Origin of the sequence: Nocardia caishijiensis NBRC 108228, assembly GCF_001612825.1 — a bacterium.
In the GTDB taxonomy this organism is placed as follows: Bacteria; Actinomycetota; Actinomycetes; order Mycobacteriales; family Mycobacteriaceae; genus Nocardia; species Nocardia caishijiensis.
In genome coordinates this window covers 10,022-32,188 of sequence record NZ_BDBE01000021.1, presented here as the reverse complement: position 1 = coordinate 32,188, position 22,167 = coordinate 10,022, and the positions used below count along the sequence as shown (strand labels likewise).

Annotated in this window: 3 protein-coding genes; all 3 read right to left on the bottom strand. The window is 70.3% G+C overall.

From position 1 onward, the window contains the following. Nucleotides 1-12: 12 nt before the first annotated feature. From NC7_RS05600 to NC7_RS05590, 3 genes are read right to left on the bottom strand one after another with little or no spacing between them, the layout of a single operon-like run. On the bottom strand, nucleotides 13-237 hold the full coding sequence (locus tag NC7_RS05600; RefSeq protein ID WP_067979774.1) for an MbtH family protein: 225 nt from the start codon (nucleotides 235-237) through the stop codon (nucleotides 13-15). Next, nucleotides 234-2,774 (bottom strand): AMP-binding protein, encoded by a 2,541-nt coding sequence (locus NC7_RS05595; protein ID WP_067979772.1) that lies wholly within the window; start codon nucleotides 2,772-2,774, stop codon nucleotides 234-236. Before NC7_RS05595 ends, NC7_RS05600 begins: the two co-directional genes overlap by 4 nt. Then, the gene (locus tag NC7_RS05590) at nucleotides 2,774-21,790 is read right to left on the bottom strand and encodes a non-ribosomal peptide synthetase (protein WP_067979770.1); all 19,017 of its coding nucleotides are present in this window, start codon (nucleotides 21,788-21,790) and stop codon (nucleotides 2,774-2,776) included. The genes NC7_RS05595 and NC7_RS05590 overlap by 1 nt, the downstream gene beginning before the upstream one ends. Between the last annotated feature and the right edge of the window lie 377 nt (nucleotides 21,791-22,167).

Below are 22,167 nucleotides of genomic sequence, written 5' to 3'. Positions count from 1 at the left end.
ACGCGAGAACCCCTACTCGGGGCGGGGGTCGGTGGCCATGGCGGCGATGAGGGAGTTGGGGCGCATGTCGAGCCAGTGGGACTCGACGTAGTGCAGGCAGGAGGTGCGGGGGGCGGCGCCGAAGGCCACGGTCCAGCCGCCGGGAACGGCGGCGAAGGTCGGCCAGAGGGAGTGTTCGCCTTCGGAGTTCACGAGGACGTAGAACTGGGCGTTGTCGTCGTCGAACGGGTTGGTCATGGGAGGGCCTTCCTGGTGGGGTTGGTAGTGCCGAGGCGGACCAGAGCGGCGGTGGTTCCGTCGATCTCCCAGCGGGCGCGTTCGCCGGTGCGGAACATGCGTTCGCCGGGGATGCCGAAGGGGTTGGCGACGAAGCGGTCGGCGGTGACGGTCGGGTCGTCGCGGTAGCCTCGGGCCAGTTGCGCACCGGACAGGTACAGCTCACCGGCGACGCCGGGGCTGGTCGGGCGCAACTGCGCGTCGAGCACGTAGACGCGCCGATTCCACTCACGAACGCGGACCCGCGGGGGTTCACCCAGGTCGGTGCGCGGTTCGTCGGGGTAGCTGAGGGTGACCGTCGCTTCGGCGCGACCGTAGTCGTGGTGCAGGTGCGCGCCGGAGACGGCGGCGAAGTCACGGATCTGCGCCGCACGCAGCGGTGCGCCGAGCACGACCGCGCTGCGCAGGGTCGGCACGCGGTCGGGCACACCGGTGAGGTGCTCGGTGAATTCGGTGAGCCGCTGCGGGGTGAAGTCGGCGGCGGTGATGCCGTAGGTGACGACGAGGTCGGTCAACCTGCCCGGATCAGGAGGTTCGGTGAGGACGACGGTGGCACCGACCCGCAACGGCAGCACGTACCCGTGCCATTCGGTGGCCTGGTGCAGATACACGTCGCGGCCGGTGAGTCCGTGCCTGCTCTGCATGGCGGTGATCCGGTGCACGGCCGCCGCATGGCTGACGGTGACGCCCTGCCCGGCGCCGCGCGGATACAGCACGAAGGCCGGATGCTGCGGCAGCACGGGGGTGCGCCGCTCGCCGGGGGTGATGGGTTCGTCGGAATAGTCCGACAGCGCCACCTCGTCGAGGACGACGCGCGGAATGTCGTACACCGCGGTGTGTTCGCGCCCGGCGACGGTGACGAGGAGCGCTGGCCCGACGACCGGCGGCAGCACCCCGCCCTCCACCGGCACCACCGCACCACCGGCCTTCAGCACCGCGTACACGCCGACGACCAGCTCCAGTGAGCACGGAATGTCCACGAGCACCGGGCATTCGGGGCCGATGCCGAGGGCGGTCAGGTGGCGGGCGAGCTGATTGGTCCGCCGGTCGAGATCGCCGTAGGTGATGATCGACGCGGCGCCCGCCGCGTGCACGACGGCCGGGTCGAACGGCGTCGCGGCGGCCTGTGCTTCGAACTCGTCGAGCAGCAGTTCACCGGGCAGCCCGCCGCGCGTCGGGACGACGGCGTACCGGTCGGCCCGCTCGTCGACGCGTCCGACGTATTCGAGCTCGGCGGTCCACCCCTCCCCCGGCGGCCTGCGGCGCACGAGGTCGCCGGTGGCGAACATGCGGTCGTCGACGGGGCCGATGGGGTTGGCGAGGAAGGTGGCGGCGGTCGCCTGACGTCCGAGGTAGCCACGCGCCAACTGCACACCGGAGACGTACAGTTCACCCACCGCACCGTCGGCGACGGGCTCGAGGTGTTCGTCGAGAACGAGCAGTTCGACGTCGTCGGCGGCGCAACCGAGCGGCACCACCTCCAGGTCGGCACCGGTCACCTCGTGTGCGACGACCTCGCCAGCGGTTTCGGGTTTGCCGTAGACCTGCCACAGTGTCGCGCCGCTCACCGACCGCAGGGCGGCGGCGGTCCTGGCCGGAAGGGTCGCGCCGCGCGCCAGCACCACGCGGAGCGAGTCGAGCAATTCCTCGGCGTCGGGTAGGTCGGTCAACTCGGCCAGCTGAACCGCGTCGAATGCCGCTGTGGTCACGCGGGTTTCGGCGACGGACTGGGCGAGGGTGGACCCGACCGGCAGCACGAGGGCCGCGCCAGATTGCAGGGCGAGCAGAAGTTCACCGATCGCCGCCTGCGACCCCAAGGGTGCGTGCCACAGCACGGAGTCACCTGCCCCGATGCCGCAGAGTCGGTACCGCCATACCGAATTTGCCTGTGCCGCACGGTGTCCGACCACTACTGCGGTCGATGCGGTCGGGTCGACGACGAGGTAGGCGGGGTTGTCGGCACCGGGCCCCGGTAGCGAACGGGATTCTTCGACGGGCAGCGCACCGGAGCCTCCGACGGCCAGCACGGAAATACCCTGTACCGCACCAACCGCGACCGGTTCGGCGGTATCGAGATCACCCGTCGAAGGCGTGGCGGCCCCGGCGAGCAGCAAGACGGGCGCCGCCAGCGCGAGGGTGCGGTTTCGCAGGTCGGCGGGCGCGTCGGGGTCGAGCAGCACGAACGCGGCCCCCGAGGCGACCACGGCCTGCACGGCCACCACCAGCTCAGTGGAGCGCGGCAGGCACACCGCCACCGTGGTCTCGGGGCCCGCACGATGTCGCACCAGCACCGCCGCCAGTTCCTCGGCCCGCTCGGCGACCTCGGCGTAGGTGAGGACGTGTTCGCCGTCCACCACGGCCGGGGCATCGGGGTCGTCGGCGACCTGGTCGATGAACGCGGCGAGCAGGGTCGCCGGATCACGCCCGTCTTCGTTCGTCAGTTCCCGCGAGAACGTGTCGAACCCGACGGCGGACGTGACCGAATTCGTGTGCGACATCAGAGTTGTCCTTCCGAGTCGTCAGCCGACCCCGCCCCGGCGATCACCGCGGCGGCATCGGTCACCAATGTGTGCAAAGTGGTGGCCAGACCCGCCGCGCCGAGGGCGCCGAGCACGCCGGGCACCAGCCCGGCAAGCGCGACGTTGATCAGCGCTTCGGGTTTCATCTTCGCGCCCATCGACCGGCTCACGGCGGTGAGCTTGGCGTCGAGTTCGGCGAAGGAGATGGCGTGCTCGCCGTGGACGAATGCCACGGTCGCCGGCGCCACGCGCGCCGCGGAGCCGATCAGGCTCGGCAGGTCGGCGGTGGTCGGTGCGGTGGGTGCCTGCTCGGCGTCGGTGCGCACGTCGATGGCCCGAACCACCACGGCGGGATCGGCGGCGACGGCGGCGAGCACCTTGCGGAATCGCTCGGTGAGCACCCGGATGGTCTTCGCGTCGAAAAGGTCTGTGGCGTAACCACAATGCATATCGAGGCCGTCGAGTTCGCCGTCGGCGTCGTAGCGCTGCACGGCGGTCAGGTGCAGGTCGAACTTGGCTTCGGGCAGGCCCGGATCGAGCGGCTGCACGCGTAGGCCGGGTAGTTCGATGCTGCCCGGTGGCATGTTCTGGAAGGTGAGCATCACCTGGAACAGCGGCGTGTAGGCGCCCGACCTGGTGCGGCCGAGCGCGTCGACCACCTGCTCGAACGGGACGTCGGCGTGTGCGAGGGCGGCCAGGTCGCGGCGGCGGGCCTGGGCGAGCAGGTCGGTGAACGGGGCACGGGAGTCGACCTCGGTACGCAGCACGACGGTGTTGACGAACATACCCACGAGGTCGTCGAGTTCGCGCGCACCGCGACCGGCCACGGGGGTACCGACAGTGATGTCGCTGCTGCCCGACTGCTTGGCGAGCAGCACGGCGAGGGCACTGTGGACGACGGTGAACAAGGTGGTGTTGTTGCCGCGCGCCACCTGGTCGAGGCGTCGGGTCAGTGCTGAATCGACAGTGAATTCGACAGCAGCGCCGTGCGTCTCGCGTCGCGTGGAGCGGGGGCGGTCGGTCGGGAGCGACAGAAGTTCCGGTGCGCCCGCGAGTTCCTGCGACCAATACCGCAGCTGCTGGGACAGCACGCTGTCCGGGTCGCGCTCGTCACCGAGCATGGTGCGCTGCCAGACGCTGAAATCGCTGTACTGGATTTCCAGTGGCGCCCAGCCCGGTTCGTTGCCATGAGCACGATCGACGTAAGCGCGCACCAGATCCCGGGTCAGCGGTGCGATCGAGTAACCGTCACCACTGATGTGGTGGACGACGACGACCAGCACGTGCTCTTGCGCGCCGAGCCCGTAGAGCGCCACCCGCACCGGCGGCGCGGCGGTGATGTCGAACGGCTGGGCCACCAGGGCGGTGATGCGCGCCTCCACCTCGTCGGCGGCGACCGGGATGGGTGTCAGGTCGACCGCCGACGACCACGCGGGCAGCACCTGCTGCACCGGCCCGTTCGGGGTGTCCGGGTACCGAGTGCGCAGACTCTCGTGGCGGGCGAGCAGGTCGGCGATCGCGGCCTGCATGGCGGGCAGGTCGAGCTCGCCGGTGAGGCGGATGGCGGCCGGAATGTGATACGCCGCCGACTGCGGGGACAGCTGGTGCAGCACCCACATGCGCTGCTGAGCGGGCGAGAGTACGGCCGGTCCGGCCTCCGCGCGCCGGGTGAGCGGCGGACGCGCGCCCGTGCGCTCGGCGGCGGCCAGCCGCTCGGCCAGGGCCGCGACGGTCGGTGCCTCGAAGACGGCCGCCACCGGCACCTGGGTGCCGAGTGCCGCGCCGAGCCGGGCGGCCAGGCGGGTCGCCATCAACGAGTTGCCGCCGAGGGCGAAGAAGTCATCGTCCAAGCCTGCGCTCGGGCAGTCGATCACCTCGGTGAAGACTTGTGCGACAAGCTGTTCCAGGGCGGTGACCGGTGCGCGGAAGGCCGCCTCGGTGAAGGCCGGTGCGGGCAGTCGGGCACGGTCGACCTTGCCGTTGGCATTGAGCGGCAGGCTGTCGAGCACCACCACGGCGGCGGGGACCATGTAGGCGGGCAGTTGCTCGGCGAGTTCGCCACGCAGGCGCGACGCGATGGACTGCTCGTCACCGGGGGTGTGGTCGGCAACCGCCGCGTAGGCGATCAGGCGGGTGCCCGCGCGGTCGTCGTCCTTGGCGATCGCGACCGCCGCACGCACATCGGTGCAGCGCAACAGGGCCGTTTCGACCTCACCGAGCTCGATCCGGAAGCCACCGATCTTGACCTGGAAGTCGGCGCGTTCCAGGTAATCGAGGGTGCCGTCGTCGCGCCAGCGGACGATGTCGCCGGTGCGGTACATGCGTGTCCCGGTCGGCTCGAAGGGGTTGGCGACGAAGCGATCGGCGGTCAGGGCGTAGCGGCCGTGGTAGCCACGGGCCAGCTGCGCGCCGCCCAGATACAGCTCGCCCGCCACCCCGATCGGCGCCGGGTTGAGCCGGGTATCCAGCACGTACACCGCACTGTTCCATTCGGGCGAACCGATCGGAACCACATGCGAAGGGTGCTGCGCGACTTCGTACTCCGTAATCGACACAGCGGACTCGGTGGGGCCATACAGATTGTGCAGGTGAGCCGAGGTGCCGCACGCCAGGAACTGGGTAGCGATCGCGGCCGGTAGCGCTTCGCCGATGGCTAGGACCGCGCGCAGCGACCGGGGCAGGACTGTTGCGGTGGGCGCGTCGGCGTCGGCTGCGGTTGGAGAGACAACCGCTGGGGAATGCGCCGCGGCTGCCGTCGCAACGATGTCGATGGTGGTTGAGGACGTGGCCGCCTGATCCGCGGACAACGCCGCAGCAGTCACCGCGCCGGTGCCGATGGTGGTCGAAGACGTGGCCGCCCGATCGGCGGAAAGCGCCCCAGCTGTCACCGCACCGGTGCCGATGGTGCTGACGGACCGGGCAGAGTCGGCAGCATGGGCCGCGACAGCGGACAGCGCCATCGCGCTGGCATCAGAACTGGCACTGGCACTGGCGAGGAGCATGCCGATCAGTGATGGGACGGCGTGCAGCACCGTGACGCCGTAGCGGCTCATGGTGTCGCGCAGACGTTCTGGTTCGCGTTCATCGCCCGGGCGAGTGACGATCAGCGCGCCGCCGCTGGTGAGCGGGGACCAGAACTCCCACACCGAGAGGTCGAAGGTCGCCGGGGTTTTCAGCAGCACCCGATCGGTGTCGGTCATGGTGAACCGGTCGTGCAGCCAGGCGAGCTGGTTGACGATCGCCGCGTGCGGAACCGTGACGCCCTTGGGGAGACCGGTGGAGCCGGAGGTGAAGATGACGTACGCGGGGTGCTCCGGGCGCAGCGGGGTGATGCGCTCGGCATCGGTGATCGGCGCGTTCGTCACCTCTTCCAGCGCACGATGATCGAGCTCGAAGACGGGAACGTTCACCGTGACGGGCACACCGTCCGCGACGGTGGTGAGCACACACATCGGTGCGGCGGTCTCGATGATGTAGGTGATGCGGTCGGCCGGGTGGTCCGGGTCGATCGGCACGTACGCACCACCGGCACGGACCACGGCGTGCATGGCGATCACCAGGTCGAGCCCCCGGCGCATGGCGAGCACCACGGTGCGTTCCGGGCCGACGCCTTCGGCGATGAGCAGGCGGGCGATGCGGTTCACCCGGGCGTCGAAGGTGCGGTAGTCCAGGGATTCTCCGGTATCCGCGTCGATCAGGGCGGTCGCGTCCGGCGTCCGCGCCGCTTGCCGGGCGCCGAGGTCGGCCAGCGTGGCCGGAGCGACGGGGTGGGCGGTGGCGTTCCAGGTGTCGAGCACACGCGCGCGGTCGGCGCCGAGCAGGTCGAGGTCACCGACGAGCGCTTCCGGTGTCGCGGTGACGGATTCGAGGATCCGGCGCAGGGACGCGGCGAACCGCTCGACCGTGCTGTCGTCGAACAGATCGGTCGCGTAGCCGAGCACCATGTCGATGCCCGCGGGTGTGCCGTCGGCGGTGTAGTTGTCGAAGGCGAACAGATGCAGATCGAATTGTGCGACGCCGGAATCGAATTCGATGTCGGAGACGGACAGACCCGGCAACTCCAGGTGACCGCGGTCGTGGTTCTGGAAGGAATAGCCGACCTGGAACAGCGGGTGCCTGGCCGTGGACCGGACCGGGTTGAGCACCTCGACCAGGCGCTCGAACGGCACATCGGCGTGGGCGAAGGCGGCGATGTCGGCGGTGCGTGCCGTGCTCAGCAGCTCGGTGAACGGCGCCGAAGGTGTCACCGGGGTACGCAACACCAGCGTGTTGACGAACATGCCGATGACCTCGTCGAGTTCGGCCTCACCGCGTCCGGCGGTCGGGGTGCCGACGGCGATGTCGCCGGTGCCGGAGAACCGTGCGAGCAGGGCGGCGAAGGCCGCGTGCACCACCATGAACAGGGTGGCGCCGTGCGCGCGGCCGAGCGCGACGAGCCCGGCGTGCAGGTCGGCATCGACGGTGAAGGTCACCTTGTCGCCGCGCAGGCTCTGCCGGGCCGGGCGCGGACGATCGGTCGGCAGCGCCAGCTGATCCGGGAGGCCAGCGAGCTGTCGCTGCCAGAAGGCGAGTTGCTGGGCGGCGACCGATTCAGGGTCGCTGTCGTCGCCGAGGAGTTCACGCTGCCAGAGGGCGTAGTCGGCGAACTGGACGGCGAGCGGCGTCCAGCCGGGCGCGGTGTCGGCCAGCCGGGCGGTGTAGGCGCGCATCAGATCGGCGACGAACGGTGCGACCGATGAACCGTCGGCGGCGATGTGATGCAGGACCGCCGCCAGCACGAACTCGGACTCGCCGAGGCGGAGCAGGCGCAGCCGGACCGGGATCTCGGCGGTGACGTCGAAGGTGGTCTCGGCGAGCTCCCGAATCGTGTGCGGCAGCGCCTCGTCGGTGATCTCGACCGGGTTCAGGGCCGGGATCGCGCCGGAGTGCGAGGCGTGGCCGGTGCCGGACGCGTCGGCCGTCGGGCGGACAAGAGCGATCGCCTCCGCAGCACGGTCGGTGCCGGACACGTCGGCCGTCGGGCGAGCAAGGGCGATCGCCTGCGCAGCGTGGCCGGTGCCCGACGCGTCAGCCGTCGGGTGGGCGGGTGCGATGGCCTGCGCGGCGGGGACGATCGACTGGGTGGGGGTGCCGTCGACCTCGGGGTAGATGGTGCGCAGGGACTCGTGCCGGGCGATCAGATCGGCAACGGCCGCTTGGAGGGCGGGGATGTTCAGGTCGCCGGTGAGGCGGAGCGCGAACGGGATGTTGTAGGCCACCGAGGTGCGGTCGAAGCGGTTGAGGAACCACATGCGCTGCTGGGCGGGCGAGAGCGGCAGGCGGTCGGGGCGTGCCCGGCCGACCAGGGCGGGACGGTCCACCTTCGCCTGCGTGTCGACGGCGGCGGCCAGGTCGGCGACGCGCGGCGCCTCGAACAGGGCGCGCACCCCGACCCTACGGTCCAGTGCCGCGCCGATGCGGGCCACGGCCTTGGCGGCCAGCAGGGAGCTGCCGCCGAGGGCGAAGAAGTCGTCGTCGGCGCCGACCGGTTGGTCACCGGTGCCGAGTACCTCGGCGTAGACCGCGGCCACGATCTCCTCGGTGACGGTGGCGGGCTTGCGGTACACGGTGGTCTCGAAGACCGGCGCGGGCAGCGCGGCCCGGTCGAGTTTGCCGTTGACCGTCAGCGGAATCCGCTCGACGGGCACGACCGCGGCCGGAAGCATGTGCTCGGGCAGTGCGCGCGACAGTTCCTGGCGCAGCGCCGAGGTATCGATGTGCGCGGTGCCCGGCACGAGGTAGGCCACGATTCTCGGCTCGTCGACGAGGTCCGTGCGCACCAGCACCGCGACTTCACGGGGGGCCGCCGAGCTGTTCAGCAACGCCGCCTCGATCTCTCCGAGTTCCACCCGGAAGCCGCGCAGGTTCACCTGCTGGTCGGCACGACCGAGGTACTCGAGGTCGGCGCCGTCGCCGGTGGCCTTCCAGCGGGCCAGGTCGCCGGACCGGTACGCGAGGGCACCGGGCGGGCCGTACGGGTCGGCGACGAATCGGCTCGCGGTCAGGTCGGGTCGGTTCAGGTAACCACGCGCCAACTGTGGGCCGGACACGTAGATTTCACCGGGCACGCCCGCCGGAACGGGACGCAGCCGCGAATCGAGGACGCGCACGGTGAGTCCGGCGATGGCGCCGCCGATCACGCTGGCCGAGCCGGTGTCCGGGGTGATCTCGCGGTAGGACACATGCACGGTGGTCTCGGTGATGCCGTACATATTCACCAGTCGAGGCGTGTGCGGATGGCGGGCGAACCAAGCATCCAGTCGCTGCGGTTCCAGCGCTTCACCACCGAAAATCACCGCGCGTAGGGCGAAGTCGGCGGGAGCACCCTCAGCCGAGCCACGCGGTCCCTGCGCATTCGCCGTGACGCGGTCTGCCCTGCCGCCCGCAGGAAGCGCATCCGGGTCGGCGTCCCCACTGCCGGATTCGGCACCGGCGGGCGGGTCACACGGCCGGTCCGCATCGGTGGCGCATGCGACCGGATCGACAGCGACGGCGGGCGCGACGCCATCGGCGGCGATGGCTGGGGTGTCCAGATCGGCGGCGATGAGCTGATAGAAGGCCGACGGGGTCTGGTTGAGGACGGTGACCTGTTCGCGGATCAAGAGTTCGCGGAACTGTTCGGGTGAGCGGGAGGTGTAGTAGTCGACGAGCACGATCGAGCCGCCGTGCAGCAGGGCGCCCCACAGTTCCCAGACCGAGAAGTCGAAGGCGTAGGAGTGGAACATCGTCCACACGTCCGACGGCCCGAACGCGAACTTCGCGGCCGTATTGTCCAGCAGCGCGAGCACGTTCGCGTGCGGCACCTGCACGCCCTTGGGGCGGCCGGTGGAACCGGAGGTGTAGATGACGTAGGCCGTGTGCGCGGGTGCGAGCGGGGCACGGCGATCGGCGTCGGTGAGCGGTTCGGCACCGAAGTCGGCCAGGTTGCCGCAGTTCGGGTCGATCACGGGTCCGCCGAACCAGTCGCGCGGCAGGCCGGTCTCCGCATTGGCGACGGCGCACAGCGGGCGGGCGTCGTCGAGGACGTACTCGATGCGGTCGGCGGGATAGTTCGGGTCGATCGGCAGGTAACCGCCACCGGCCTTCAGCACCGCGAGCAGCGCGACGGTGAGTTCGACGGTGCGCGGAAGCGCGACGGCCACCAGCGTTTCCGGGCCGACACCTGCCGCGACGAGCCGCCGGGCGAGGCGGCTGGACCAGGCATCGAGCTCGGCGTAGGTGAGCTGCCGCTCCCCTGCCTTCACCGCGACGGCCTGCGGATCGATGCGGGCGGCGCGGGCGAACCGGTCGATCATGCTGTCGCCGGTCTCGCCCACCGCGGCCTCGACGCTCGCCCAGTCGTACAGCGTGCGCTGCTGTTCCTCGGCGCTGAGCAACTGGATGTCGCCGACGACGACGGTCGGATCCGCGACGACAGCGGCCAGCACCTGGGTGAAGCGGCGGGCGAGGACGGCCACGCTCGATTCGTCGAACAGGTCGGTGGCGTAGGCGATCTCGATCGCCATGCCGTCGGCGCGACCGTCGATGTCGTCGGATTCGCGCAGGGTGAACTGCAGGTCGAACTTCGCGACGGCGGCGTCGAAATCGACGGGGGCCGCGTGCAATCCGGCCGCGTCGAGCGCGGGAACGGTGAAGTTCTGCAGGACGAGAGCCACCTGGAACAGCGGGTGCCGGTTGCGGGCCCGTGCCGGATCGACGGCCTCGACGACCTGCTCGAAGGGGACGTCGGCGTGGGAGAGGGCGTCGAGGTCGCCCGCGCGCACGGCGTCGAGGGTGGTTTCGAACTCGGCGCGCGGGTCGACCTGGGTGCGCAGGACGAGGGTGTTGACGAACATGCCGATCAGGCCGTCGACGGCGGCCTCGCCGCGACCGGCGACCGGCGTGCCGATGGCGATGTCACCGCTGCCCGACAGCCGCGCCAGCAGCACGGCCAGCGCCGCGTGCACGGTGCTGAACAGGGTCGCCTCGTGCTTGCGGGCCAGTTCCCGCAGTTCACTGTGCAGATCGGAGTCGATCTGGAACCGGTGCACGCCGCCTCGGTAGCTCGAATCCGCGGGACGTGGCCGGTCGGTCGGCAGTTCCAGCTGTTCGGGCAGACCGGCGAGCGTGCGCTGCCAGAAGGCGAGCTGCGTGTGGGCGAGCGAGCCGGGCTGGGCGGGGTCGCCGAGGGCCTCGTCCTGCCAGAGGGCGTAGTCGGCGTACTGGACCGGCAGCGGCGACCAGATGGGGGCGATGCCGTCGCGGCGGGCGGCGTAGGCGGTCATCAGGTCGGCGGCCAGCGGACCGAGGGAGAAACCGTCGGCGGCGATGTGGTGGACGACGAGGACGAGGACGTGCGCGTCGTCGGTCGCGAACAGTGCCGCGCGGAACGGGATCTCGGCGGTCAGGTCGAAGCGCACAGCGGCACATGCCAGCAGGCGGGCGGACAGTTCCTGCTCGGTGACCGGCTCGGGTGTCAGCGCGAGCGGGGCAGTGGCGGCGATCCGCTGCTCGGCGCCGTCAGGGCCCTCGGGGTAACTGGTTCGCAGGGTTTCGTGCCGGTCGATCACATCGGCGAGGGCCGCCTCGAGCGCGGCGATATCGAGGTCGCCGGTGAGGCGCAGGGCAACCGGGATGTTGTCGACGGCGTCGCCGGGACCGTCGGCATCGGCGAGGAAGCGATTGAGGAACCACATGCGCCGCTGCGCCGGTGAGAGCGGAATATGCTGCGGGCGTGTACGAGTCGTGAGCGCTACCCGACCGCCGGTGCCGCGTAGAGCCGCGCATCGCTCGGCCAGTGTGTGGACGGTCGGCGCGTCGAAGAGCAGACGCACGGGCACCTGGGTGTCGAGGGCGACGCCGAGTCGGGCGACGACCTGGGTGGCGGTGAGCGAATTGCCACCGAGGGCGAAGAAGTCGTCGTCGAGACCGACCTGCCGATCGGCCGGGAAGCCGAGCACGGCGGCGAAGGTGGCGGCGACGATCCGCTCCACCTCGGTCGACGGCGCGCGGAATGCCTCGGCCTCGAAAACCGGTGCGGGCAGCGCCTTCCGGTCGAGCTTGCCCGAAGCGTTCAGCGGGAACTCGGCGAGCACCACGAATGCCGACGGGACCATGTAGGCCGGGAGGATGCGAGCCAGTGTCGATTCGACGACCTCGAGATCCGGGGCGCCGACGAGATAGCCGACCAGCACGTCGTCGCGGACCAGTACCGCGGCCTGGGCAACCTCGGGCACCCTCGACAGCACGGCTTCGATCTCGCCGAGCTCGATCCGGAGGCCGCGCAACTTGACCTGGAAATCGGTGCGGCCCAGGTACTTCAGCGCGCCTCGTCCACAGCGCGCCCGCGTGCTGGCCGCGACGTAGCCATCCACGGCACCGTTGGCGCTGTCACCGAAGATGGCGCCGACCGCCTCGACCACCGCATCACCGGCATGACCGGGCGCCGCATCGCCATCCGTGGCGGAGGTGTCGTCTTGGACCAGAAGGCGATCCGGGACGCGCTCGGACACCTCATTGTCGGTCCAGGTCACCAAATCGCCGGTGCGGTACATCCGCTCGCCTGGGTTGAACGGGTTTGCGACGAAGCGGTCGGCGGTGAGGTCGGGGCGGCCCGCGTAGCCACGGGCCAGCTGAATACCTGCCAGGTACAGCTCGCCGGGGACGCCGGGCGGGACCGGGCGCAGGCGGGCGTCGAGGACGTAGACCTGGGTGTTGTGGACCGGGGCGCCGATCGGGACGGTGACCTCGTCGGCGTCGACGACCTCGTGGAAGGTCACGTCGACCGCGGCTTCGGTGGGGCCGTACAAATTGTGCACAGCCGTACCGGTGAGGCGGCGCAGCACCTGGGCCGGGGCAGGTGCCAGCGCCTCACCCGAGGCGAACACCAGCCGCAGCGAATCGCACCGGGCCGAGGAAGGCTGACGCGCTCCGGCACTCGAGCGGACTCCGAGATCCGCGCGCGTGGCGATGTCGGAGGACATGCCGAGCTCGACCAGCGCGCAGTCGCCCGAGGACGTGCCGACGTCTGCCGACGTGGCAGCATCCGAGTGGGCATCGAGGTTTGTTGAGGGTGCAATGCCCGAAGCTGTTGCGGTCGGCGCGGTGAGGTCGGCCCCCAAGGCCGCGACGAACACCGTGAGCATCGAGGGGACGAAGTGGGCGACGGTGACGGCTTCGCGGTCGATCAGGTCCGCGAGGTAGGCCGGGTCACGATGACCGTCAGGGACGGCCAGGAGGAGGCGGGCGCCGATCTGCAAGGGCCAGAAGAACTCCCACACCGAGACGTCGAAGGTGGCGGGTGTCTTCTGCAGGACGGTGTCGGCGGGGGTGAGGCGGTAGGCGTCCTGCATCCAGATCAGCCGGTTGACGATCGCCGCGTGCGAGACGACGACGCCCTTGGGCTTGCCGGTGGAGCCGGAGGTGAAGATCAGGTAGGCGGCGTTGTCCGGGGTGAGGGTGGCGAGGCGGTCGCCGTCGGTGACCGGATCGGCCGGGTGATCGGTGGTGTCGACCTGATCCAGGTCGAGGACGACAGCGCGCTCGGCGCGGGCCAGATCCAGGCCGTCCGCCGCGCGGGTGAGCACACACACCGGGTCGGCGGCGTCGAGCACCTGCGCGATGCGTTCGGCGGGGTGATCGGGGTCGAGCGGCACGTACGCCCCGCCCGCGGTGAGCACCGCGTACATGGCGACCACCAGGTCGGTGCCGCGGCGCAGTCCGAGGGCAACCGTGCGGTCGGGGCGCACACCGATCGAGATGAGCAGGCGAGCAAGCCGATTGACCCGCTCACCGAACTGGGCATAGGTGAGGGACCGACCCTCGAATGTCACCGCGGTCGCACCCGGGGTGCGGGCGGCCTGCGCCTCGAACAGCGAGACCAGGTTCGCCCCCTCGATCACCGGGAACGCGGTGTCGTTCCAGGTTTCGAGCAGCAGGGTGCGCTCGGCGGCGCCGAGCAGGTCGATGTCGCCGATCACGACGTTGGGATCGGCGCTCACCGTATCCAGCACCCGTAGGAGCCGGGTGCTGAAATCTGTGATGGTCCGCGCGTCGAACAGGTCCGTGGCGTACTCGAAGCGGGCGAGCAGACCGTCGGAGGTTTCGCGCAGCGTCAGGTGCAGATCGAATTTGGCTGTGTGGGTGTCGATCTCGACTTCGGTTGCGGTGAGGCCCGCGAGTTCGAGTTCGGTCCGGGTGGTGTTCTGGAAGTCGAGCATCACCTGGAAGAGGGGGTGGCGTGCGGTCGAGCGCGGTGGGTCGACCACCTCCACGAGCCGGTCGAAGGTGACGTCGGCATTGGTGAGTGCGCGCAGGTCGGCGTCGCGGACGGTGCCGACGAGTTCGGTGAAGGTGGCATCCGACGGGATCCGGGTGCGCAGCACGAGGGTGTTGACGAACATGCCGACGAGCCGGTCGAGGGCTTGGTCACCGCGACCGGCCACGGGCGTGCCGACCGAAATGTCGTCCTGGCCCGAAAGTTTCGCCAAGGCGGTGGCGAAGGCCGCGTGCAGCACCATGAACAGCGATGCGTGGGACTCGGTCGCCAGCGCGCGCAGGCGGTCGGTGATCGTCGCGGGAATCGAGAAGGCGTGGCGGGCTCCGCGACCCGATGCGACAGCCGGACGCGGGCGGTCGGTAGGGAGCGCCAGCAGCTCGGGCAGGTCCGCGAGTTCTGTTGTCCAGAAATCGATCTGACGGGCCATCGGCGACGACGGGTCGTCTTCGGCACCCAGCGCGTCCCGCTGCCAGAGGGCGAAGTCGGCGTACTGCACGGGCAGCGCGGTCCACTCCGGTGCGGTGCCCGCGCGGTGGGCGGCGTAGGCGAGCATCACGTCGTGGGTGAGCGGTGCCACCGACCAGCCGTCGGCGGTGATGTGGTGCACCACGAGCACCAGGACGTGCTCGTCGGCGGCGATGCGCAGCAGGCGCAGGCGGACCGGCGGCTCCTGATCCACCGCGAACGGCACGGCGGCGAGCGCGCGGACGCGATCGTCGAGCGTCACGGGATCGATGTCCTCGGGCTCGAGGGCGACGGAGAAATGGTCGAGAACCTGCTGGAACGGAATACCGTCGACGGCCGGGTAGCGGGTGCGCAGGGCTTCGTGCCGGACGATCACCGCGTCCACTGCGGCGGCGAACGCGGCGTGGTCGAGATCGCCGGTCAGGCGGATGGCGGCGGCGATATTGTCGGCCACCGAATCCGCGTCGAACTGGTTGAGGAACCACATCCGCTGCTGCGCGTAGGACAGTGGAATCCGTTGCGGCCGTGCGACTGCCGTCAACGCGGGCAGCGCGGTGTCGGGCGCCGAGTCGGCGAGGCGGGCTGCGAGGGTGGTGACGGTGGACGCTTCGAACAGCGTCTTCACAGCGACGTCGACCCCGAGCACGGCCGCCAGCCGGGAGGCGACCTGCGTGGCGATCAGCGAGTTGCCGCCGAGCGCGAAGAAGTCGTCGTCGGCCCCGACCCGCTCGACCCCGAGCACGTCCCCGAACACCTGCGCCACGACGGACTCGGCGCCTTCAGCAGGCGCACGGAAGGCCCGCGCCGCGAACACCGGCTCCGGCAACGCCCGCCGATCCAGCTTCCCGTTCGGGGTCAACGGCAACGCGTCGAGCACCACGAACGCCGACGGCACCATGTGCGCCGCCAGCCGTCCACGCAGCGCCGCCGCGATGTCGTCGACATCCAGCTGGGCGACTCCGGCTTCACCGTCGCCATCCGGTCCGTCGACCGACGCAGATCCAGCACGAGTCCGTTCACCGTGAGTCACCACGGTCGCTTCGGCGGATGATTCCGCCGTAACCTCGGCTACCGGGATGCCCGCGACCGTGGGCACCACACCGACCTTCTCGGCGTGCGCCACGAGACGGTCACGCCCATGCGGCACCGAAGCACCGATCCGGTTCACCTCACCCGTCGGCCCATCGCTCGACAGTATCGACCGGGTGGTCGGAACGAGATAGGCGACGAGTTGGTCGCCGCGGTGGGCGTCGGGGCGGACCAGGACGACGGCCTGGCGGATCGCCGGGTCGGCGAGGAGGGCGGATTCGATTTCGCCGAGTTCGATGCGGAAGCCGCGTAGTTTCACCTGGTCGTCGTTGCGGCCGAGGTAGACGAGGGTGCCTTCGGGAGTCCAGCGGACCAGGTCGCCGGTGCGGTACATGCGGGCGCCCTGCTCCCAGGGGCAGGCGACGAAGCGGGTGGCGGTGAGGGCGGCGCGGTCGCGGTAGCCACGGGCGAGCTGGGCGCCCGCCACGTACAGCTCGCCGGTGACGCCGACCGGCACCGGGCGGAGCCTGCTGTCGAGCACCCACTGGGCGATGCCGCGCAGCGGTGTGCCGAGGGTGAGCGGGGTGTCGGCGGTGAGGGGTGCGCTGATGTTGGTGGCGACGGTGGTCTCGGAGGGCCCGTACGCGTTGACGAACACGCGGCCCACCGGGCCCTCGGTCCAGCGGGCGACCAGCTCGGGCGGGCAGGCCTCGCCGCCGACCATCACCATGCGCAGGTGCTCGAGCCGGGCGGGATCGAGCACGGCCAGCGCCGACGGGGTCATGAGCGCGTGGGTGACCCGCTGCTCCGAAAGCAGTCGCGCCAGTTCGTCACCGACGTGTCGACCGGGCACGGCGATCACCAGGGTGGCGGCCGAGTTCACCGCGAGCAGGAACTCCATCACCGAGATGTCGAACGACGGTGAACCCACCTGCAGCACCCGCGCGTCCGGTGCGCCGACCATGCGATCGGTCTCCTCGGCGGCGAACCCGGCGATCCCGGCCTGGGTCACCAGCACACCCTTGGGCAGACCGGTGGAACCGGAGGTGTAGATGACATAGGCGAGGTGCTCGGCCCGCAGCGGCCGCACCCGGTCGAGATCGGTGACGGGTTCGCTGGAACGCGAAGCGCATTCGGCCATCAGCTCGAGCTCGTCGAGGGCCAGCCACTCGATCGAGGTGGGCAGCGCGGCGGCCGACTCTTCCACGGTCAGGCCGAGGCGTGCACCGGAATCGGTGACCATGTGGGCGATCCGGTCCAGCGGATAGCTCGGGTCGACGGGCAGCCACGCCGCACCCGCCTTCGCCACCGCCCACACGGCGAGCACGGACTCGATGGAACGCGGGATGCCGACGGCGACAACATCGTCCGGGCCGACACCGGCATCGATGAGCACCCGGGCCAGTCGCGACGAGGCCCGCTCGAGCTCGCGGTAGGTGAGGTTGCGGTCGCCGTCGGTGACGGCCTCGCGCTCGGGGTCGGCCGCGACGGCGGCGGCGAGCAGGTCGGGCAGCAGACCGGTGGCGGTGACAGGTGCGCCACGCATGCCGGTGAGCCGGGTCTGCTCCGCCACCGACAACAGCGGCAGGTCGCCGACGGCGGTTTCCGGTGCGGCCGAGGCGGCGGCGAGCAACCGCACGAAGCGCGCACCGAGGTCACGGATATCGGTTTCGTCGAACAGGTCGGTGGCGTACAGGGCGACAGCCTCGATGCCGTCGGCTTCGCCAGTGGTGGAGTGCTTTTCGGCCAGGGTGATCTGGAGATCGAACTTGGTGATGTCGAGTTCGATCTCGTGCACCGTGACCGGCGAGCCAGCCAACTCGAAGGTGGTGTCGAGCACCGCCTGGAAGTTCAGCGCCACCTGGAACAGCGGGTGACGTGACTGCGAGCGCGCCGGGTTCACCACATCGACGAGCCGGTCGAACGGCACCGTGGTGTGCGCGAACGCGGCCAGGTCGGTCTCGCGCGTGTGCTCGAGGGCAGCCGCGAAACTGGCCGCCGGGTCGACCTCGGTGCGCAGCACAAGCGTGTTGACGAACATGCCGATCAGGTCGTCGATGGCCCGGTCGCCACGTCCGGCGACACCGGTGCCGACGGCGATGTCGGTGGTGCCCGACAGGCGGGCGAGCAGCACGGCCAGCGCGGTGTGCAGCACCATGAACAGCGAGGCCCCGGCCTGCTGCGCCAAGTCGGTGAGCTGCCGGTGCAGGGCGGGGTCGATGGTGAAGCTCACCCGTGCGCCGCGCATGCTCGGTTCCACCGGCCGCGGCCGCGCCGACGGCAACTCGAGCTGATCGGGCAGTCCCGCCAGAGTCCGTTCCCAGAAGGCGATTTCGCGCGCCGCGAGCGAGTTCGGGTCGCTCTCGGCGCCGAGGAGTTCACGCTGCCACAGGGTGTAGTCGGCGTACTGCACGGTCAGCGGCGCCCAGTCGGGGGCGACACCGTCGGTGGCGGCGCGGTAGGTGGTGAGCACATCGCGGACGAGCACCTGCAGCGAAACACCGTCCGCCGCGATGTGATGCAACACGACGGCGAGCACGCATTCACCGTCACCCGCCGTGCCAGCGTGGCCGACCGCGTCGGGTTCGGCCACCACGAACACCTGCGCGCGGAACGGCGCCTCGCGCTCCAGATCGAAACCGGTGGAGGCGAATCGGGTGAGCTCGGCATCCAGTTCGGCGGCGGCCACCTCGGTCGGCGCACCGATACGCACCAGACCGGCCGGGCACACCACCTGCTGGGCCACCTCGCCCGCCGTGTCGACAGCCGGGAAGATGGTGCGCAGGGCCTCGTGCCGCTCGACCACGGACTCGAGCGCGCTCAGCAGAGCAGGCAGATCCGCGGTGCCGCGCAATCGCACCACGAAGGGCATGTTGTAGCCGGGCGCGGCCGGGTCGAACCGGTTCAGGAACCAGATGCGTTGCTGCGCGGGCGAAAGCGGAAGGAGCGAAGGGCGCGGACGGGCCGCCAGCACCGGCAGCCGCACCGAGAGTCCGGCATCGGCGCGCTCGGCGATCACGGCCGCCAGTCGGGCCACCGTGGTGGCGCCGAACAGATCACGAACGGTCAGGCCACAGCCGAGATCAGCACCGAGGCGAGCCGCCACCTGGGTGGCGACCAAGCTGTTGCCGCCGAGTGCGAAGAAGTCGTCGTCACGGCCGATCCGCTCGAGGTCGAGCACCTCACCGAACACCCGTGCCACCGTCTCTTCCACCGGTCCGGCGGGCTCGGTGTAGGCGATCACGGTGCGCGTGGGAGTGGGCAGTGCCTTGCGGTCGAGCTTGCCCGAGGCGTTCACCGGCAGCTCGTCGAGCAGCACGAACGCGGCGGGAACCATGTAGGCGGGCAGCGCGCGCAGGGCGGCCTCGCGCAGGGCGTCGACGGCGACGGCGCCGGTCTCGGCCACCACGTAGGCGACCAACTGTTCGCCGACCCCCGCGTCGTCACGCACGACGACAACCGCGCGCGTGACGCCCTCGACGCTGTCGAGGATCGCTTCGATCTCACCGAGCTCGATCCGCAGACCGCGCACCTTCACCTGGAAGTCGGTGCGGCCCAGGTATTCCAGTTCCCCATTGGTCGTCCAACGCACCAGGTCGCCGGTCCGGTACATGCGTTCGCCCGCCCCAGCCGGGTCGGCGACGAACCGGCCCGCGGTGAGCTCGGGACGACGGACATAACCCCGGGCGAGCTGTACCCCCGACAGATACAGCTCACCCGGAGCCCCGACCGGAACCGGCCGCAGCCGCGAGTCGAGAACATGGAGCCGGGTGTTGAACACCGGCGCGCCGATCGGCACCGTCACCCGGTCGGCGTCGGTCACCTCGTGGAAGGTGACGTCGACGGCCGCCTCGGTCGGACCGTAGAGATTGTGCAGCCGGGCCCCGGTGAGCAGCCGCAACCGCTGGGCCAGTGGAGCGGGCAGGGCCTCGCCCGAGGCGAAAACCAGTCGCAGCGAACCACGTTCGGCGATGTCCTGCTGAGCCAGGAACGCCTCGAGCATCGACGGAACGAAATGCGCGACGGTGATGTCGTGGTCGGCGATCACCCGGCGCAGGTAGGCGGGGTCGCGGTGTCCGTCGGGTTCGGCGAGCAGCAGCGTGGCACCGATCTGCAAGGGCCAGAAGAATTCCCACACCGAGACGTCGAAGGTCGATGGAGTCTTCTGCAGCACCGTGTCCACACCGTGCAGGCGGTAGCTGTGCTGCATCCACACCAGCCGGTTCACGATGGCCGCGTGCTCGACGGCCACCCCCTTGGGCAGGCCGGTGGAGCCGGAGGTGAAGATGACGTACGCCGGGTGTCCGGGGCGCAGCGGTGCCGTGCGGTCGTCGTCGGTGAGCGGCTCGTCGGCGTACCAGCTCAGGTCGAGATCGTCGACAGCGAGCACGGGCACCTCGACGGCAGCCGAACCAGCCTCCCGTGCTGTGGTGAGAATCGCTGCGGGAGCTGCCGTTTCGAGGATGTGGGCGATGCGGTCGGCCGGGTGGTCCGGATCGATCGGTACGTAGGCAGCCCCGGCGGCTAGCACCGCGTACATGGCGATCACCAGGTCCGTGGAACGCCGCAGATTCACCGCGACCAGGGATTCCGGTCCGATACCTTCGGCCCGGAGTCGACGGGCCAACCGGTTGGCGCGCTGCGACAGTTCGCGATAGGTGAGCACCTCGTCGGTGCCCGCCATTCGGAGGGCGACGGAATCGGGCGTGCGCCGGACCTGTGCCTCGAACATAGCGGGCAGGGTCGCCGACGCCACCGCACGCTCGGCGAGCGCGGCGGGGACATCGAAGGCGGTGGCGTTCCAGATCCTGGTGCTGACCTCGAGTTCCAGCTCGGTCGCCACCTCGACGGCGCCGACGGGCGTATCCAGGTCGACCGCCGTCAATCGCTCGAGAAAGCGCAGGAAGCGGCAGTGGTGGCGGGCCAGCGTGTCGGGGTCGTAGAGGTGGGGGTTGGCTTCGAAATCGACGTGCACCCGGTCGTGATCGCCGTAGTACACATTCAGGCTCAGATCCTCGATCGGCCCCGTCGACAGCACCCGGTAGCGCCCGGTGGTATTGCCGAGCAGCAGGCTGGTGCGGAACAACATGAAGTTCGCCAGCGGACCGAACAGCGCGCGCCGGGCCGGGCGACCGTCGTCCTCGGCGTCGCGGCGGATGTCCTCGGCGCGGTAGCGCTGGTGGCGCAGCGCACCGGCCACCTCCACTCGGGCGGCGCGCAGCAGCTCGCCCCAGGTGGTGGTCGCCCCGGCCGCACCGGTGGGCAGGCGGAGCGGAACGATGTTGGACAGCATGCCCGCCGAGCGGCGCATGACCGCGGTGGTCCGCGCGGTGACCGGCAGGCTGAGCACCGCGTCCGGCCGGTCGGTGAGCCGACCCAGATAGGCGGCGAACGCGGCGAGCAGTACCGCCGAGAGTGTCGAATCATCGCTGGCGGCAATCGTTTCCAGGCGCTGCACCAGCTTGTCGGTGAGCCTGCCGCCGGTCACCAGGTTGATCGCCGAGCGCGGCGCGGTGCGCGGGTCGAGCGCGGTCGGGCTGTCCAGGCCCGCGATGCGCTCGGCCCAGTGCGCGCGGTCGGCGGTGAAACGGGTGCTCTCGCGGTAACGCTGTTCGCCCTCCACGAGTGCGGCCAGGTCACCCGGCACCGCACCCGACGTCTCGATCTCGAGCATCCGGGCGGTGTAGAGCTCGGCGATGCGCTGCGACAGCGTGAACGCGCCGTACCCGTCGAGCACGATGTGGTGTCCGCGCAGGTACCAGAACCAGCGCTGTTCGGCCACCCGGAGCACCGCGCCCGCGACGAGGCGGTCGGTGAGCAGGTCGAGCGGGGCGCCGAACTCCGCGCGCATCCATTCCCGCGCGGCGGCGACGGGGTCGTCGTGGTGGCGCAGGTCGATCAGCGGGAGTTCGGTCTCGATCGGGAGCGTGTGGTCGACCACCTGGTACGGCACGCCGTCGCGCTCACCGATGCGCACCAGCGGGGAACCGTAGGCATGCGCGGCCTCGGCCGTAACCGCCTGCAGGACATCGGGTTCCAGCTCACCGGTGATGTCGACGTACTGGGCGATGGTGATCGGGACGTCGGGGTCGAGCAGCTGCGCGTACCAGACCCCCAGCTGAGCGGGGGTCAGCGGGAACGGTGCCGACGCACCCTCCGCTTCCTGCGGTCGCGCGCTGAACCCACCCAACTCCGTACCGTGCACCAGAGCCTCCTCGTATCGCGAAAAAACAGCAGTCCGAACCGTTTTCGGGCAGCACAAAGACACCTCAGGTATCCCGTGGAGCCGAAGGTCCGGCCAAGAGCGCGATGGGCGCAACGCCACATCCGCGCAGATCCCCGACAGATCATGTGGACGAGAGCGGCGGTCCCGATGGACCGCCCGCGGCGGCGGACGGGTTTCGTCGGCCGCTTGTGGTCTAGCTGTTGATCATTCCTCCAATGTCGCCTACATCACATGGCGCCTGTCCATGCAGTGCCGACACTAGGCGTTCAGTTAATAAAAAGGAACTTATTCCGATAAAAAAATCGGACGGCCGTCCAGTCGGTTTCAGAATGAGCCCGCGACCGAGCCATGAGTGT

Coding starts and splice junctions, on each gene's coding strand:
- NC7_RS05600 (WP_067979774.1), bottom strand. CDS start 237: ATGACCAACCCGTTCGACGACGACAACGCCCAGTTCTACGTCCTCGTG.
- NC7_RS05595 (WP_067979772.1), bottom strand. CDS start 2,774: ATGTCGCACACGAATTCGGTCACGTCCGCCGTCGGGTTCGACACGTTC.